The following is a 16,390-nucleotide window of genomic DNA, read 5'->3' on the forward strand; positions in this document are numbered from 1 at the left end:
TAAAAGGAAAAAAAAAAAAAATGAAAAAAAACATAATAGTTTTAATTCGACATGGAGAAAGTAAATGGAATCAATTGAATCAATTTACTGGTTGGCAAGATGTAGACTTATCTAAAAATGGTAAAAAAGAAGCATATTTAGCTGCACAAAAAATTTTTCAAAAAAAAATTTTTTTTGAAATTTCTTATACTTCAGTATTAAAACGAGCTATTCATACTTTATGGATTATTTTAAAATATCTTAATCAATCATGGATTCCTATTCAAAATCATTGGAAACTTAATGAAAGGAATTATGGTGCATTAGAAGGATTAAATAAAGAAAATATATTAAAAAAATATGGTGATAAGCAAATACAGTTATGGAGAAGAAGTTTTAAAAGTTTACCTCCTAAATTAACGCAAGAAGATTTACGTTATCCAGGATATGATAAAAAGTATTTTTTTTTAAAAAAAAAACAATTACCTTTGTCAGAAAGTTTAGAAATGACTTTAAAAAGAGTACAGCAATGTTGGAAAGATTTTATTTTTCCTGAATTAAAAAAAAAAAAAAATATTTTAATAGTAGCTCATGGAAATTCTTTAAGAGCTTTAATAAAATATTTAAATAATATGACTGATGTTGAAATTTTAAATTTTGAGATTCCAACAGGAAAACCTATTATATATGAATTTTCAAATAATTTTATTCCTTTAAAATATTCTTACCTTTAATTATTTTTATTTTTTCTAAATTTTTTAAAATTTTTTTTTTAAAAATAGAAAATTTAATATTTTAAATTATGGAAATATATTTTTATTATGTTTAAAAAAATTGGTATTTTAACTAGTGGAGGTGATTCTCCGGGTATGAATGCAGTAATTAGAACTGTTGTACATACTTCTATTTTAAAAAAAATCGAAATAATTGGTATTTATAATGGATATGCAGGATTATTAAAAAATAATTTTATTATTTTGAACAAAAAAATTGTAACAAGAATTATGACACAAGGAGGAACTATTTTAGGTTCTTCTCGATTTCCTGAATTTAAAAAAAAAAAAATTCGTATAAAAGCATTAAAGAATATAAAAAAAAAAAAAATAGAAGCATTAATAATAATTGGAGGTAATGGATCATATAAAGGTATAAAATATTTGACCGAAATGGGTCTTCCTTGTTTAGGTATTCCTGGAACTATAGATAATGATGTAATAGGCACTGACTATACGATTGGATATCATACAGCATTACAAAATATTGTAGATGCTATAGATAAAATAAAAGATACAGCATATTCTCATCAAAGAATTATGATAATTGAAGTTATGGGACGTTATTGTGGGGATTTAGCTGTATCTGCGTCTATTGCATGTAATTGCGATTTTGTAATTCTACCTACCATTAATTTTAAAAAAAAAAAATTATTAAAAAAAATTTTAAAAAATTTAAAAAATGGTCAAAAAAGTTTTATTATAATTATTACGGAATATATTTGTAATATTTCATTATTAGCTCAATATATTCAAATTAATACTAATAAAGAAACTAGAGCAGTTATATTGGGGCATATACAAAGAGGAGGAATTCCTATTGCATATGATCGTATTTTAGCCGCACGTATGGCAATTTATGCTATGAAAATTTTATTTCAAGGAATATCAGGTGTTTGTATAGGGATTAAAAATAATCAAATTATACATCAAAATATTAAAGATTTTATAAAATAAAAAATTATAATTATTTTTAAAATTATTTTTTATAAAATTTTTTTATATTTATTATTTAAATATTTTTAATTTTTTTTAAAAAAAATATTATTAATAATTAAAATATTATTTTTCTTCTAAAAAATTTTTTAGAAGAGAAATAATATTAGAATTTTCTTTAAATTTTTATAAATATAAAAATAAAAAACTTTTTTCAAAATTTTATTTTATTTTATTTAAATTTTTTACATATTAGAAATTTCAATAATTTTTATAAATTCTTCTAATTGTAATGATGCTCCTCCAATTAAAAATCCATCAATATCTTTTTGATATATTAAAGTTTTTGCATTATTTTTTGTAACAGAACCTCCATATTGTATAAAGAAATTCTTTAAAACTTGATTTGATTTACTTTTAATATAATTTCTTATAAAATGACAAATAATTTGTACTTCCTTAGGGGATGCTGAATGATTAGAACCAATAGCCCAAATAGGTTCATAAGCAATAATTGTATTATTAAAAGCGCTTTCACCGCATAATTTAAAAATTATGTCAATTTGTTTTTTACAAACTTCTTTAGTTTGATTTAAAATTTTTTCTTTTTTTGTTTCTCCAATACATAAAATAGGTATTAAATTTTCTTCTTTTAAAATTTTAAATTTTTTTGCAATAATTTCATTATTTTCTTGATGATATAGTCGTCTTTCAGAATGCCCTACTATTACATATGAAATCCCTATATCTTTTAACATAATTGGAGAAATTTCTCCTGTAAAAGGTCCTGAAAAATGAATATCTACATTTTGAGCACCTAAAAAAAAATTTTGTTGATTATCTAATAATGTTTGTTGTATAAAATTAGCATATAAAATAGGAGGAGAAATAATTACAGTACAAATATTATAATATTTAATTAAAAATTGGTTTAATGTATGTAAAATATTTTGAATAAATTTTTTACTACCATTTAATTTCCAATTTCCCATAATTATGGGTTTAATCATTTTTTTAAAATTCCTTATATAATGTTTCTTAAAAAAAATTTTTAAAACATAAAAAACAAAAAATTATTTCATTTTTTGATATGCAATATTAATACGTTCACGTAATTGTTTTCCTGGTTTAAAATGAGGTACATATTTTCCTTTTAAATTAACTTTTTCCCCAGTTTTAGGATTTCTTCCGATACGCGCATATCGATAATGTAAAGAAAAACTCCCAAAACCTCTAATTTCAATTCTTTTTCCAGTTTCTAAAGATTGAGACATATATTCTAAAATATTTTTTACAATTTTTTCAATATTTTTAGATAAAATATATGTTTTTTGTATTGATATACGTTCAAATAATTCAGACTTTGTCATTATAAAATTTTCCAATTTATAAAAAATATATTTTTTTTAAAAAAATTATTCTGTATTATGAGCTTCTTTAAATGCTATAGTCATAACGTTTGAAACATCATTTTTAGAATTATTTGTAATATTTTTTAAAACTTTTTCTTTAATAATTTTATTTTTTTTTAAAAGTAAAGATAAATGAATAATTCTATTTTTTCGATCAAATCCTATAAGTTTAGTTTGAATAGTATCTCCAATTTTATATTTTTCTTGTTTATTTAAAATTAAAAAAGCTGACATATCTAAAATTTTTATATGTCCTTCAAGATTTTTTTCTAAATTAATTATTATAATTTTTTCTGTAATTTTTAAAATAATTCCATTAATAATTGTATTTTTTTTATTTTTTAATAAAAAAATATTAAATGGATCTTCTTTTAATTGTTTAATACCTAAAGAAATTCTTTCTCTTTCAGAATCGACTTGTAGAACAATAGCATAAATTTCATCACCTTTTTTATATTTTTTAATAATAGAATCATTAATTTTTCCCCAAGAAATATCTGATAAATGTACTAGACCATCGATTCCACCTTCTAATCCTATAAAAATTCCAAAATCTGTAATAGATTTAATTCTTCCGGAAACTTTGTGTCCTTTTTTATATTTTTCTGAAAATTCTTTCCAAGGATTTTTTTTGCATTGCTTAATTCCTAAAGAGATTCTTCGTCTTTCTTCATCAATATCTAATACTGTTACTTGTACTTTTTCTTGGGTTTTCACTACTTTAGAAGGATGAATATTTTTATTAGTCCAATCCATTTCAGAAACATGTACTAACCCTTCAACTCCTTCTTCTAATTCTACAAAACAACCGTAATCAGTTAAATTTGTTACTTTTCCATTTACTTTTAATCCTAAAGGATATTTTTTTGAAAGATTAATCCAAGGATCAATACCTAATTGTTTTAATCCTAAAGAAACACGTGTTTTTTCTTTATCAAATTTTAATACTTTAATTTGAATATCATCACCTATATTTACAATTTCACTAGGATGTTTAACGCGTTTCCAAGCCATATCTGTAATATGTAATAAACCATCAACACCACCTAAGTCAATAAATGCGCCATAATCAGTTAAATTTTTTACAATACCTTTAATAATCATACCTTCTTGTAAATTTTTTAATAGCTCTAAACGTTCTATACTATTTTCGCATTCTATAACAGCACGTCTTGAGACTACTACATTATTTCTTTTTTGATCTAATTTAATAACTCGAAATTCTAATTCTTTACCTTCTAAATGATGAGTTTCTCTTATAGGACGAATATCTACTAAAGAACCAGGTAAAAAAGCTCTAATATCATTTAATTCAACTGTAAAACCTCCTTTGACTTTTCCATTAATCACACCTAATACTATAGATTTTTTTTCATATGCATCTTCTAAACATAACCATGATTCGTGTCTTTTAGCTTTATCTCGAGATAATGCTGTTTCCCCGAAACCATCTTCAATAGCATCTAAAGAAACATCTACAACATCTCCAATTTTAATTTCTAAGTGACCTTGAGTATTTTTAAATTGTTCAATAGGAATCCAAGATTCTGATTTTAAACCAGCGTCGACTAAAACAGTATCTTTTTCTATAGATAAAATTACTCCAGGAATAATAGAACCAGGACGAGTTTGAATATTTTTTAAAGATTTCTTAAATAATTGATCAAAAGAAAGTGTCATAATATATACTTTTAAATTTTTTAATATTTTTCTAAATAATATCCATATTATTTTAGAGGATGAAATAATGTTATAAGAATCCTTCTTATAAAAATTTTTCTAAAATTTTTGAAATAATAATAGATTAACATATTAAAAAATGAATTTTAAATTTTTTTATTTTTTTTTATAAAATTTTTTTCTTTTGATATAAAGTAGAAAATTTTTTAAAAAATTTTGGAAAAGTTTTATTTACACATTGAGGATTCAAGATGATAATTTTGATTTCTGCTAATGCAATTAATGAAAAACACATGGCAATTCGATGATCGTTATAAGTTTCAATTTCGGAAGAAAAAATTTTCTTTGGACGTGATATATATAAAAAATCTTTTCCTTCAATTACTTTTGCTCCTATTTTTTTTAATTCTGTACTCATTGCTTTTAATCTATCTGTTTCTTTTACTCGCCAATTATATATGTTTAAAATTTTAACAGGAGTATCTGTAAATACCCCTAAAATAGCTATTGTCATTGCTGCATCTGGCATATCATTTAAATCTATTGTTATTCCAGTTAAAAAATTACGTGTACAAATTATTGAGTTATTTTCCCATCGAATATTTGCTCCCATTTTTTTTAAAACTTTATAAAAATTTTTGTCTCCTTGAATACTATTTTTAGGGAGTCCATGAACAGTAACAGTTCCCCCTTTAATAGCAGCTGCAGCTAAAAAATATGTAGCAGAAGTAGCATCTCCTTCTATAAAGTATTTTTTAGGAGTTTTGTATATTTGATTTCCAGAAATTTGAAAATGTATATAATTTTTTAAAATTTTAATTTTAACACCAAATTTTTTAATTAATTTTATTGTTAAATCAATATATGGTTTAGAAACTAAATTTCCTTTAATAAAAATATTTGTTTCTTTAGGAGCTAAAGGAGCCATAAGTAATAATGAACTTAAAAATTGACTTGAAATTGTTCCGTTTACTTTAATTATTCCACCAATAAAATTTCCTGTAATTTGAATAGGAGGATAATTAATATTTTTTAAATATTGAATATTCACACCTCCTTGGCGTAATGCATCTACTAAATGATTAATAGGTCTTTTTTGCATTTGTAAATCGCCAGTTAGAATAATATTTTTATTATTTAAAGATAAAATAGCAGTTAAAGGCCTCATGGCAGTTCCCGCATTTCCTAAATATAAAATTTTATTTTTTTGTTTTATAAATTTTTTTAAAGAACCAGAAATTTGACATTCAGTATTTTGTTTAGTTAATTTATAAACAATACCTAATTTTTTTAATGCAGATAACATGTATTTAACATCATCACTATATAAAATATTTTTTAGAATTGTAGTACCTGAAGATAAAGCCGATAATAATAAAACACGATTAGAAATACTTTTAGAACCAGGTAAAAATATTTCACCAGAAACAAAATTTATAGGAGGTAAACATAATTTTTTTTTCATAATTTTATTACCTTATATTTTATTTTTTTTAAAAAATATTTTTAACCAAATTTTTTTTCAAAATATTTCATAAATTTTATTAATGAAATAATACCTTTTTTAGGCATAGAATTATAAATAGATGCTCTAATACCTCCATGTATAAAATGTCCTTTTAATCCATATAAACCTTTTTTTTCGGCTTTTTTTAGAAAAATAATTGTTAAAGTATTAATTTTTAAAAAAAAAGTTATATTCATTAATGAACGATTTTGAATATTGACTAAATTATAATAAAATTCAGTAGAATCAATATATTCATATAACATTTTAGATTTTAAAATATTTTTTTTTTCAATTTTTAGAATTCCTCCTTTTTTTTTTAACCATTTAAACATTAAACCAGCAACATACCAACAAAAGATGGGAGGCGTATTAAACATAGATTTTGTTTTAGATAAAATTTTATAATTTAAGATCGAAGGTATTTTTTGTTTAGTTTTTAAAACTAAATCTTTTCTAATAATTATTATTGTTAAACCAGCTGGACCTATATTTTTTTGTGCACTAGCATAAATCATACCATATTTTTTAATATTAATTTTTTTAGATAAAATTGTTGAAGAAAAATCTCCAATTATTATTTTATTTGAAAATATAGGTTCTTCGAAAATACTAATTCCTTCAATAGTTTCATTTGGACAATAATGTATATATTTACTATCTAAATGAATTTTCCAATCTTTCATAGGTTTTAAACTTTGATAATTTTTATTATTTAAATATTTTATATTAATTACTTTAGGATGACAAAATTTTTTAGCTTCTAAAAAAGAAGCATAAGACCAAAAACCACTATTTATATAATCAGCTTTTTCATATTTTTTTAATAAATTTAAAGGAATAGCAGAAAATTGACCTCTAGCACCTCCTTGACTAAATAAAATATTGTATTCTTGTGGAATATTTAATAAATCTCTTAAATCTTTTTCTACTATTTCAGCATAATTAATAAAATATTTACTTCGATGACTAATTTCTAAAATTGAAAAATTATTATTTTTGTAATTTTGAAAATTTTTTTGAAGTTTTAATAAAATTTCTTTAGGAAGAACTGATGGTCCTGGATTAAAATTATAAATTTTCATAAAATATTCGCTATTTAAAATTTATTTAATTTTTTAAAAATAATAAATATCGGCATTTTTATTAAGATGCCGATAAACATTTTTTTTAAAATTTCTATTAATATTATTCTAAAAATGTCATGCCGTGCATATATGGAGTTTGTAAAATTTTAGGTACTTTAATACGTCCATTAGAACATTGATAATTTTCTAAAATAGCTGCTAAAGTTCTTCCTAGTGCTAATCCGGAACCATTTAAAGTATGTAAAAAAATATTTTTTTTAAATTTTTTATCATAATAACGTGAATTAATTCTTCTAGTTTGAAAATCTCCCATTAAAGAACAAGAAGAAATTTCTAAATATGTATTTTGTGATGGAAACCATACTTCTAAATCATAAGTTTTTTGTGAAGCAAATCCTAAATCTCCTGTACATAATAAAATTTTTTGGTATGGCAATTTTAATAATTTTAAAATTTTTTCAGCATGCATAGTTAAAATTTCTAATGTTTTATGAGAATTTTCAGGTTTTACAATTTGTATAATTTCTACTTTTTCAAATTGATAATTGCGTATCAAACCTCTATTTTTTTTTCCATATGCTAAATTTTCTGCTCGAAAACAAGAACTTAATGCTGTAAATTTTAATGGTAAAATATTTTCTTTTAAAATGGTATTACGTATTAAATTAGTTAACGGTACTTCAGAAGTTGGAATTAAAAAATATTTATTTTTTTTTTTTTCATTTTTTAAAAAAGTATGAAATAATTCATTTTTAAATTTTGGTAATTGTCCTGTCCCAAAAATAGATTTTTCATTTACTAAATTTGGAATATAAGTTTCAACATATCCATGTACTTTAGTATGAATATCTAACATAAATTGTCCTAATGCTCGATGTAATAAAGCAATTGAACCATTCATGACAACAAAACCTGAACCAGAAATTAACGAAGAACTACTCCAATCTAAACCTTTTAATTGTTGCCCTAAAGAGATATAATCTTTAATTAAAAAATTAAATTTTTTAGGAGATCCCCATTGATAAATTTTTTGATTATTTTTTGGAAATTTACCTATTGGAACATCATTATCAGGAATATTCGGTATATATATTAAAAAATTATAAATTTTTATTTGAATATTTTTTAATTTTTTGTTAAATTTTTGAGAAAGTTTTTTAAAAAAAATTAATTTATTTAAAATAAATTCATAATTAAAATATAAATTTTTATAATATATTAAATATTTTGATAATTTTTTTCGTTGTTCTTGTGTTTTTTCACTTAAAATTTGATATTTTTTTCTTTTTTTTTCTAATTTTTGTAATTTTTTTACATCTAAAAAAAAATTTTTGTATTCTAATTTTTTTTTAAAAAAAAAATATTTTTTTTTTAAAAGAGTATAATTTAGCATAAAAATAATGATCTTATAATATGTTTTTAAAATTATCTTATTTTTTTTTAAAATTTTTAATTTTATAAAAAAAAGATTGTATAGAAAATTTTTTTATTTTTTAATAAAAAGTATATATGAAAAAATTCAATATTATATTAAATTTTTTAAATATTATATTTTTAAAAAATTTTTAAAATATTTTATATTTTAAAAATAAAAATTTTTATAAAATAAATATTTTATTAAATAAAATAGTTTATACTTTTATTATATAAAAAGAAAAAAAATATTATATTTTTATTAATTTTTTAATTATTATTTTAAAAAATATAAAAATATATATTATATAAAAAATAAAAAGGGTTTTGTATATGAAAAAAAAAGTTTTTTTAAATGTTAAATTAATTATTATAGGATCTGGTCCTGCTGGATATACTGCTGGTTTATATGCTGCCAGAGCTAATATTTCTACTATTCTTTTTGAAGGTCCTAATCCTGGTGGACAATTATTAAATACTTCTTCTATTGAAAATTGGCCCGGTCAATTCAATTTTATTAGTGGTCAAGAATTAATGACAAATATGAAAAAACAAGTAAAAAATTTACATATAAAAATTATAAACGATACAATACTTAAAATTTTAACAAAAAAAAAAAAATTTATTGTTTTAACAAAAAATAATCAATATTTTTCAGATTCGATTATTATTGCTACTGGAGCTATAGCTCGTTCATTAAATATTTCTACTGAAAAAAAATATTTAGGTAAAGGTGTATCTACTTGCGCTATTTGTGATGGATATTTTTATAAAAATAAACCTGTGGCTGTGATTGGTGGAGGTAATACTGCAATTGAAAATGCATTATATTTATCTAAAATTTCTAAAATTGTATATTTAATACATCGTCAAAATACTTTTCGGGCCGAAAAAATTTTAATTAAACGTTTAATGGAAAAATGTATTTCTAAAAAAATTATTATTTTTCAGCCCTTCATACTTAAAAAAATTTTAGGAGATAACTCTGGTGTATCTGGAATTAAAATTCAATCTGTTATAGAAAAAAATAATCAAATTTTAAAAATTTTTGGATTGTTTGTATCAATTGGTTATATACCCAATACTCAAATTTTTAAAAATTTGTTACATATTGATTCTAATGGTTACATTATTTTAAACAAGAAATCAAAATTTTTTACTACTGAAACAAATTATCCAGGAATATTTGCTGCTGGAGATGTAGTTGATAATGTTTATAAACAAGCAATTACTGCAGCAGCTAATGGTTGTCAAGCTGCTATGGATGTTGAAAAATATTTACATATAAAATAAAACGTTTTTTAAATTTTTTTTAAAAATATATTTTTTAAAAAAATTAAAAAATTTCTAAAAATTTTAAAAGAAGATAAAATATGAAAGAAGAAAATATTGAAATGCAAGGTATAGTAATCGATACACTTCCAAATACTATGTTTCGAGTAGAATTAGAAAATAAACATATAGTAATTGCACATATTTCAGGGAAAATGAGAAAAAATTATATTAGAATTTTAACTGGAGATAAAGTTACTTTAGAATTAACACCTTATGATTTAAGTAAAGGGCGTATTATATTTAGAAGTCGTTAAAAAATATAACATTTATATATATTAATTAATTCAAAAATATATTTTTTATAAAAAAAATTTATTTAAAAAAAAGGAAAAAAATGCGTACTATAAAATGCGGTATATTTAAAAAAAAATATTTTCAAAAAACTTGTACTTTATGTGGATGGGTTCAAAATATCAGAAATTTAGGGAATATGTTATTTATTCAATTAAAAGATCGATATGGAATTTCTCAAATTGTTTTTCATTCAGAAATTTTAAAAAAATTTCCTCTGATTATGAAAATTAAAAAAGAATTTTGTATACAAGTTACAGGTACTGTACAAAAAAAAAAAATGTTAAAAAAAAATTAGAAAATTTTGAACTTCATGCTCAAAAATATAAAATTTTTAATAAAACACTTCCAATTCCTTTAGATTATAATAAAAAAAATAAAGAAAAAATCCGACTTCAATATAGGTATTTAGATTTACGTTGTAAATTTATGATTGAAAATTTTAAAATTAGAAATATTGTTTCAATGTTAACACGAAAATATTTAGAAAAAAACAATTTTTTAGAAATTGAAACACCTATCTTAACAAAATCTACACCCGAAGGCGCTGAAAATTTTTTAATTAAAAGTAAATATTTAGGTAAGAATTATGCATTACCTCAATCTCCTCAATTATTTAAGCAATTATTAATGATTTCTGGTTTTGATAAATATTATCAAATTGCAAAATGTTTTCGAAATGAAGATTTACGTTCAGATCGACAACCTGAATTTACACAAATTGATATTGAAGCTTCTTTTATAACATCAGAAAAAATACAAGATTTTATCGAAACTTTAATTAAAAAAATTTGGTTAAAAATTTTAAAATTTAAATTAAAAGTTTTTCCTAAAATTACATATAAAAATAGTTTAAAATATTACGCAACAGATAAACCAGATTTAAGAAATCCATTAAAATTTTTAAATATTACAAAAATTTTTAAAAAAAAATGGAATATTTTTTTTTCAAATTTTGACTTCTTATTAAATCAAGATAGAATAGTTTCTCTTCATATTTTTCAAGGTGTTTTATTATTAAATGAAAAACATTTTAAAAATTATAAAAAAATTTTTAAAAAATTTAAAATTCATAATTTTTATATTGTAAAAGTTATGAAAAAAAAAATTATTATTAATAATTTTAATACAAAAAAAATTACAAAAAAAAAATATCATATGTGTTTAAAAATTATTTCTTTTATTAAATGTATACAGAATGATATTTTATTTTTTGCTATAACCTCAAAATATGTTAATAATAATTTTTTATCTAAATTAAGAATGCAAATTGGAAAAGATTTAAAAATAATTAAAGAAAAAATTTGGAAACCTGTATGGATTATAGATTTTCCATTATTTAATTTAGATTTAAGTAATAATACTATAAAATCTGTACATCATCCTTTTACAGCTCCTAAAAATATTGATGAAAATATCACTCAAGAAAATGTTTTAAAAATTATTTCTAGTGCATATGATTTAGTAATTAATGGATATGAAATAGGTGGAGGATCACAACGTATTTATGATGCTGTGTTACAAAAAAAAATTTTTAATTTTTTAAATATTAGTAAAGATTCTTTAGAAAAAAATTTTAATTTTTTTTTAAATGCTTTACAGTACGGCGCTCCTCCTCATGCTGGTATAGCTTTAGGATTAGATCGAATAATTATGTTATTAACTAATAATTCTACAATTAAAGATGTTATAGCTTTTCCTAAAACTAATTCAGCCCTTTGTTTATTAACTGGAGCTCCAAATGAATAAATAAAAAATTTTTTTCAAAAACCATCATGCGAAATAACATGTTGGTTTTTATTAAAAAAAAATCTATTAATATTTTTCGGGAGAATAAAATGGCAGGACATAGTAAATGGTCAAATACTAAACACAGAAAAGCAGCTCAAGATTATAAAAAAAATCAAAAATCTATGAAATTAATACGAAATATTACAAGTGCAAGTAAAAAATATGGTAATAATCCTAATATAAATTTTTGTTTAAGAGCAGCTATTATCAAAGCTACTAATAATAATATTTCAAAAAATTCTATAAAAAAAGCTATTCAACGTGGATCTTTGAATTTCGAAAAAAAAAAAAAAATTCAACAAATCAAATATGCAGGATGTAATAAAGAAGGAATAATTATATTAATTTCTTATATTTCTAAAAATATTTTAGATATTCAATCAAAAATTCATAAAATTTTTAAAAAATATAATTTTTTTTTTATTCATTATTTAAAAATTAAATATTTGTTTCAAGAATGTATTATTTTTTTATTTCAAAAAACTAAAAAAAATGAAGAAATTTTAATTAATCTAGCTATAGAAAATAATGCATATGATATTGACACAAATTCATTTAAAAAAATTAAAATTATTATTAATACTTTTGATGCTAAAAATATTAAAAAAGAATTTAAAAAATTTTCTTTAAAAATTTTAAAAACTGATACTAAAGTTATAGCTTTTAAAAAACATCAAATAATTTCTTTAACTATAGAAAAATTTAAAAAATTTTTAAAAGAATTAAAAAAAATTCCAGAAATTCAAAATATTTCTCATAACGCATTTACTAAAATATAAAAATTAAAAATTTTTTTAAAAAAAATTGCTTGAATTCTCCAGAATTTTTTCTGTTAAAAACAAGCAGTTTAAATATAAAAAAATTTTTCATATTTTTTTATTTTTTTTAAAAAAAAATTTTTAAAATTTTTAAAAGAAGAATTAAACTTTAAGAATACGACAAACATTCATTGTTTTATAAGTATTTTTTTTATATTTTTCTTGAATTAAAATTACAAAGCTTTCTTTTTTAACGTATTTTTTTTGTTTTAAAAATTTTATTAAAGAATTTTTAAAATATATTTCTTTTTCTGTAATATTAAATAAAATAGGTATAATACCTCGATATAAAGTACAAGTCTGTAAAACTGACATTTGAGAAGAAATTACTAATATTGGTAATGAAGTTGAAATTCTAGATGCAATCAAAGCAGGTTTACTTGAATTAGTTAATAAAATAATTGCTGAAACGTTTAATAAATGATTAGCAGCATACATTGAAGACATTAATATAGCTTCTGAAATATCTTTAAATACAGTATGTAATCTATGTTTCGAAATTCTTATACTAGGAATTTTTTCTGCTTCATAACATATCTGAATCATTTTTTGAATAGTTTCTATAGGAAATTTTCCTGATGCAGTTTCAGCAGATAACATAACAGCATCAGTACCATCTAATACTGCATTAGCAACATCTGAAACTTCAGCTCTAGTTGGGAAAGAATTAAAAACCATAGATTCCATCATTTGCGTAGCTGTAATTACAGCGCGATTTAATTTACGAGACATAGAAATTAATTTTTTTTGTATAGAAATTAATTTAGTATCTCCAATTTCCACACCTAAATCGCCACGAGCTATCATAATTGCATCAGATTCTAAAATAATTTCTTGAATATTTTTTTCTGTTTTAATAGCTTCAGCACGTTCTATTTTAGCTATAATTTTTGCATTACTACCAGAATTCTGTAATAATTGACGAGCAACTTTTAAATCTTTTGAAGTTCTAGGAAAGGAAACTGCTAAAAAATTCACATGAATTTTAGAAGCTAATAAAATATCTTTTTTATCTTTTTCAGTTAAAGCTTCGGCAGATAAACCACCTCCTAATTTATTTAATCCTTTATTATTTGTCAAAAATCCACCAATTAATACTTGAGTAATAATTTTTGTATTAAAGATTTTAATAACTTGTAATTGAATGCGACCATCATCTAATAATAAAATATCATTATATTTTACTTCTTGAGGTAATTTGCTATAATTAATTCCAACTTCAGTTTCTGTTCCATTATTTTTTTCTATGTTCGGATCTAAAACAAAAATATCTCCAATTTTTAAAAATATTTTTTTTTTTTGAAATCCAGAAATTCTAATTTTAGGACCTTGTAAATCTCCTAATAAAGACACTATAATTCCTAATTTTTTAGAAATTTTTAAAATTTCACAAGCTCGATTTTTATGATCTTCAGGTGTTCCATGAGAAAAATTTAAACGAAAAACATTAGCCCCAGCTTTAATCATATTCTCTAAAACACCCGGATAATCAGTAGAAGGCCCTAATGTTGTAATAATTTTTGTTCTTAAAAAATTTAAATCCATAAAATATTATCCTATTTTAAAAAAATATAATGTGTTTAGCAAAAAAATATAAAACTTAATATATTTTTATATTGTATATAAGAGAAATTTTATTAAAAAAAATATTTTTTTAAAAAAATATATAAAAAATATTTTTTTTAAAAGATATATAAAATTTTTATATAATTTTTTTATATTATGATTTTTTTTAAAAAAAAAATTAAAATCTGTATAATACATATTATATATATAAAAATTATATTATAAATATAAATAGTAAAAAATAATTTTATCAATATTAATAAAAAATAATATTTTTTTAATTTTTTATAAATTATAAATTTTATTATAAAATATTTTTTTTATATTATATACATTAAACTTCAAGAATTTTAATAAAAATAAAATTTTTAAAAAAATAGATATTATTTTTTTTGAAAAAATATATTTAAAAATATTTAATTTTTTAATACTAAATAAAAATTTTACAATAATTGTAAAATTATTAAAATTAAAATTTTTATAAATTTTACTTTTATATTTTAAAAAATATTATACTACATTAATTTTAAAAAAATAAATTTTTAAAAATCTCTACTTTTGAAAATTATTTTTTAAAATTCTAAAAAATAATATATTTTATAATAAATATAATTATTATTAAAATAAAAAAAATTTAATTTTTTTAAAAAAAATATAAAAATTTTTATATATAATTTTTTAAAATGATTAAAATTTTATATAAATTTTAAAAAAATTAAAATTAAATTAATAAATAAAACTGTATAAAAATATTATTTTTTATAAAAAAAAATCTAATTTTAATAATAAAATATAAATTATAAAACTACAGGAGAAAAAATATATGTTACGTATTTTTTTATTTATAGTAATTAATTTTTTCATAAATATTACATTAAGTATAATTTTACATAGTATCGGAGTACATCATAATAATATATTAAATATTTTATTAATTTCTGGAATTTTAGGGTGTTTAGGATCAATTATTTCTTTATTATTATCTAAATGGATTGCTTTAAAAACAGTTAATGGGTATATTTTAAAAAACTCTTATAATTCAAAAAATAATTGGATCTTAAAATATGTATATCAAAAATCTCTATTAATGAAAATTAAAACTCCTGATATTGCTATTTATAATTCTCTTGATTTAAATGCATTTGCAACTGGATTTTCAAAAAATAATTCTTTAATAGCTTTATCTACCGGATTATTAAATTCTATGAGTAAAAAAAATATTAAAGCTGTTTTAGCACATGAATTGTGTCATATAGAAAACGGTGATATGTTAACTATGACTTTAATTCAAAGTATTTTAAATACTTTTATAATTTTTTTTTCTCATTTTTTTGCAAAAATTTTTGAAAAAATTTTATTTAAAAATAAAAAATCTGAAAAAAATAAATTTTTATTTTTTTCTAATTCTATATTTTATTTTTTTATTTCTTTAATATTAGAATTTACTTTCGGAATTTTAGCTAACATAATTATTATGTGGTTTTCTAGAAAACGAGAATTTTATGCTGATGCTGGAGCCGCTAATATAGTAGGGAAAAAAAACATGATTTCAGCTCTCTTATCTTTAAAAAAAAGTGTAGAACCTAATATTATTTCAAATTTAAAACCTTTCTATATTCATGGTAACACAAAAAAATTTTTAAATTTATTTTTATCACATCCTACAATTGATGATCGAATTTTAGCATTAAAAAATAATATTTTTTATAAAAAATCTATAATATAAAAAATATTTTAGAAAATTTACTTAATAATATTTTTAACATGATATTATAATATAATAAATTATATTTAAAAAAAT

15 protein-coding genes are annotated in these 16,390 nt (G+C 20.1%); 8 read left to right on the forward strand and 7 right to left on the reverse strand.

The features are described from left to right. Nucleotides 1-20: 20 nt before the first annotated feature. On the forward strand, nucleotides 21-713 hold the full coding sequence (gene gpmA, locus RJT25_RS00960) for a 2,3-diphosphoglycerate-dependent phosphoglycerate mutase (RefSeq protein WP_343126361.1): 693 nt from the start codon (nucleotides 21-23) through the stop codon (nucleotides 711-713). Between the two features lie 87 nt (nucleotides 714-800). Further along, nucleotides 801-1,709 carry an ATP-dependent 6-phosphofructokinase gene (locus tag RJT25_RS00965; protein ID WP_343126362.1) on the forward strand — a complete coding sequence of 303 codons (909 nt, stop codon included), beginning with the start codon at nucleotides 801-803 and terminating at the stop codon, nucleotides 1,707-1,709. Nucleotides 1,710-1,933: 224 nt separating this feature from the next. On the opposite strand, the gene tpiA is transcribed toward RJT25_RS00965, so the two are convergent. From tpiA to serS, 6 genes are all read right to left on the reverse strand, one after another. After that, complete coding sequence (gene tpiA / locus RJT25_RS00970; protein WP_343126363.1) at nucleotides 1,934-2,698, reverse strand: triose-phosphate isomerase; 765 nt, start codon at nucleotides 2,696-2,698, stop codon at nucleotides 1,934-1,936. Nucleotides 2,699-2,761: 63 nt separating this feature from the next. Then, complete coding sequence (locus tag RJT25_RS00975; RefSeq protein ID WP_343126364.1) at nucleotides 2,762-3,058, reverse strand: integration host factor subunit beta; 297 nt, start codon at nucleotides 3,056-3,058, stop codon at nucleotides 2,762-2,764. A 45-nt stretch (nucleotides 3,059-3,103) separates the two neighbouring features. Continuing rightward, nucleotides 3,104-4,780: a 30S ribosomal protein S1 gene (gene rpsA, locus RJT25_RS00980; RefSeq protein WP_343126365.1), complete on the reverse strand. Its 1,677-nt coding sequence runs from the start codon at nucleotides 4,778-4,780 to the stop codon at nucleotides 3,104-3,106. Between the two features lie 166 nt (nucleotides 4,781-4,946). Next, nucleotides 4,947-6,245, reverse strand: a complete 1,299-nt coding sequence (gene aroA, locus RJT25_RS00985) for a 3-phosphoshikimate 1-carboxyvinyltransferase (protein WP_343126366.1) — start codon at nucleotides 6,243-6,245, stop codon at nucleotides 4,947-4,949. Between the two features lie 41 nt (nucleotides 6,246-6,286). After that, nucleotides 6,287-7,372, reverse strand: coding sequence for a 3-phosphoserine/phosphohydroxythreonine transaminase (serC, locus tag RJT25_RS00990; protein WP_343126367.1), 1,086 nt, complete (start codon nucleotides 7,370-7,372; stop codon nucleotides 6,287-6,289). Between the two features lie 103 nt (nucleotides 7,373-7,475). Further along, nucleotides 7,476-8,768: a serine--tRNA ligase gene (gene serS / locus RJT25_RS00995; protein ID WP_343126368.1), complete on the reverse strand. Its 1,293-nt coding sequence runs from the start codon at nucleotides 8,766-8,768 to the stop codon at nucleotides 7,476-7,478. Between the two features lie 353 nt (nucleotides 8,769-9,121). On the opposite strand from serS, the gene trxB reads away from it, so the two are divergent. From trxB to RJT25_RS01020, 5 genes are all read left to right on the forward strand, one after another. Further along, the gene (gene trxB, locus RJT25_RS01000) at nucleotides 9,122-10,081 is read left to right on the forward strand and encodes a thioredoxin-disulfide reductase (RefSeq protein ID WP_343126369.1); all 960 of its coding nucleotides are present in this window, start codon (nucleotides 9,122-9,124) and stop codon (nucleotides 10,079-10,081) included. Nucleotides 10,082-10,161: 80 nt separating this feature from the next. Beyond that, the gene (infA, locus tag RJT25_RS01005; RefSeq protein WP_343126370.1) at nucleotides 10,162-10,377 is read left to right on the forward strand and encodes a translation initiation factor IF-1; all 216 of its coding nucleotides are present in this window, start codon (nucleotides 10,162-10,164) and stop codon (nucleotides 10,375-10,377) included. Between the two features lie 80 nt (nucleotides 10,378-10,457). Beyond that, nucleotides 10,458-10,712, forward strand: coding sequence for an OB-fold nucleic acid binding domain-containing protein (locus RJT25_RS01010; protein ID WP_343126371.1), 255 nt, complete (start codon nucleotides 10,458-10,460; stop codon nucleotides 10,710-10,712). Continuing rightward, nucleotides 10,658-12,163, forward strand: a complete 1,506-nt coding sequence (gene aspS, locus RJT25_RS01015) for an aspartate--tRNA ligase (protein ID WP_343126372.1) — start codon at nucleotides 10,658-10,660, stop codon at nucleotides 12,161-12,163. The genes RJT25_RS01010 and aspS overlap by 55 nt, the downstream gene beginning before the upstream one ends. A 38-nt stretch (nucleotides 12,164-12,201) precedes the next feature. Then, nucleotides 12,202-12,984, forward strand: coding sequence for a YebC/PmpR family DNA-binding transcriptional regulator (locus RJT25_RS01020; RefSeq protein ID WP_343126373.1), 783 nt, complete (start codon nucleotides 12,202-12,204; stop codon nucleotides 12,982-12,984). A gap of 141 nt (nucleotides 12,985-13,125) precedes the next feature. Here the strand turns inward: RJT25_RS01020 and pyk are convergent, their stop codons facing one another. Continuing rightward, on the reverse strand, nucleotides 13,126-14,568 hold the full coding sequence (gene pyk / locus RJT25_RS01025; RefSeq protein WP_343126374.1) for a pyruvate kinase: 1,443 nt from the start codon (nucleotides 14,566-14,568) through the stop codon (nucleotides 13,126-13,128). Between the two features lie 844 nt (nucleotides 14,569-15,412). Between pyk and htpX the strand changes: the two genes are divergently transcribed. Beyond that, a complete protein-coding gene (htpX, locus tag RJT25_RS01030) occupies nucleotides 15,413-16,315 on the forward strand; it encodes a protease HtpX (RefSeq protein ID WP_343126375.1) in 903 nt (300 codons plus the stop codon). Nucleotides 16,316-16,390 lie beyond the last annotated feature (75 nt).

The organism is Buchnera aphidicola (Nippolachnus piri) (assembly GCF_039383305.1).
GTDB lineage: Bacteria > Pseudomonadota > Gammaproteobacteria > Enterobacterales > Enterobacteriaceae > Buchnera_F > Buchnera_F aphidicola_AZ.

What these genes read in the sequence shown, in the direction of transcription:
- gpmA (WP_343126361.1), top strand. Translation starts at nt 21, where the DNA reads ATGAAAAAAAACATAATAGTTTTAATTCGACATGGAGAAAGTAAATGG.
- RJT25_RS00965 (WP_343126362.1), top strand. Translation starts at nt 801, where the DNA reads ATGTTTAAAAAAATTGGTATTTTAACTAGTGGAGGTGATTCTCCGGGT.
- tpiA (WP_343126363.1), bottom strand. Translation starts at nt 2,698, where the DNA reads ATGATTAAACCCATAATTATGGGAAATTGGAAATTAAATGGTAGTAAA.
- RJT25_RS00975 (WP_343126364.1), bottom strand. Translation starts at nt 3,058, where the DNA reads ATGACAAAGTCTGAATTATTTGAACGTATATCAATACAAAAAACATAT.
- rpsA (WP_343126365.1), bottom strand. Translation starts at nt 4,780, where the DNA reads ATGACACTTTCTTTTGATCAATTATTTAAGAAATCTTTAAAAAATATT.
- aroA (WP_343126366.1), bottom strand. Translation starts at nt 6,245, where the DNA reads ATGAAAAAAAAATTATGTTTACCTCCTATAAATTTTGTTTCTGGTGAA.
- serC (WP_343126367.1), bottom strand. Translation starts at nt 7,372, where the DNA reads ATGAAAATTTATAATTTTAATCCAGGACCATCAGTTCTTCCTAAAGAA.
- serS (WP_343126368.1), bottom strand. Translation starts at nt 8,768, where the DNA reads ATGCTAAATTATACTCTTTTAAAAAAAAAATATTTTTTTTTTAAAAAA.
- trxB (WP_343126369.1), top strand. Translation starts at nt 9,122, where the DNA reads ATGAAAAAAAAAGTTTTTTTAAATGTTAAATTAATTATTATAGGATCT.
- infA (WP_343126370.1), top strand. Translation starts at nt 10,162, where the DNA reads ATGAAAGAAGAAAATATTGAAATGCAAGGTATAGTAATCGATACACTT.
- RJT25_RS01010 (WP_343126371.1), top strand. Translation starts at nt 10,458, where the DNA reads ATGCGTACTATAAAATGCGGTATATTTAAAAAAAAATATTTTCAAAAA.
- RJT25_RS01020 (WP_343126373.1), top strand. Translation starts at nt 12,202, where the DNA reads ATGTTGGTTTTTATTAAAAAAAAATCTATTAATATTTTTCGGGAGAAT.
- pyk (WP_343126374.1), bottom strand. Translation starts at nt 14,568, where the DNA reads ATGGATTTAAATTTTTTAAGAACAAAAATTATTACAACATTAGGGCCT.
- htpX (WP_343126375.1), top strand. Translation starts at nt 15,413, where the DNA reads ATGTTACGTATTTTTTTATTTATAGTAATTAATTTTTTCATAAATATT.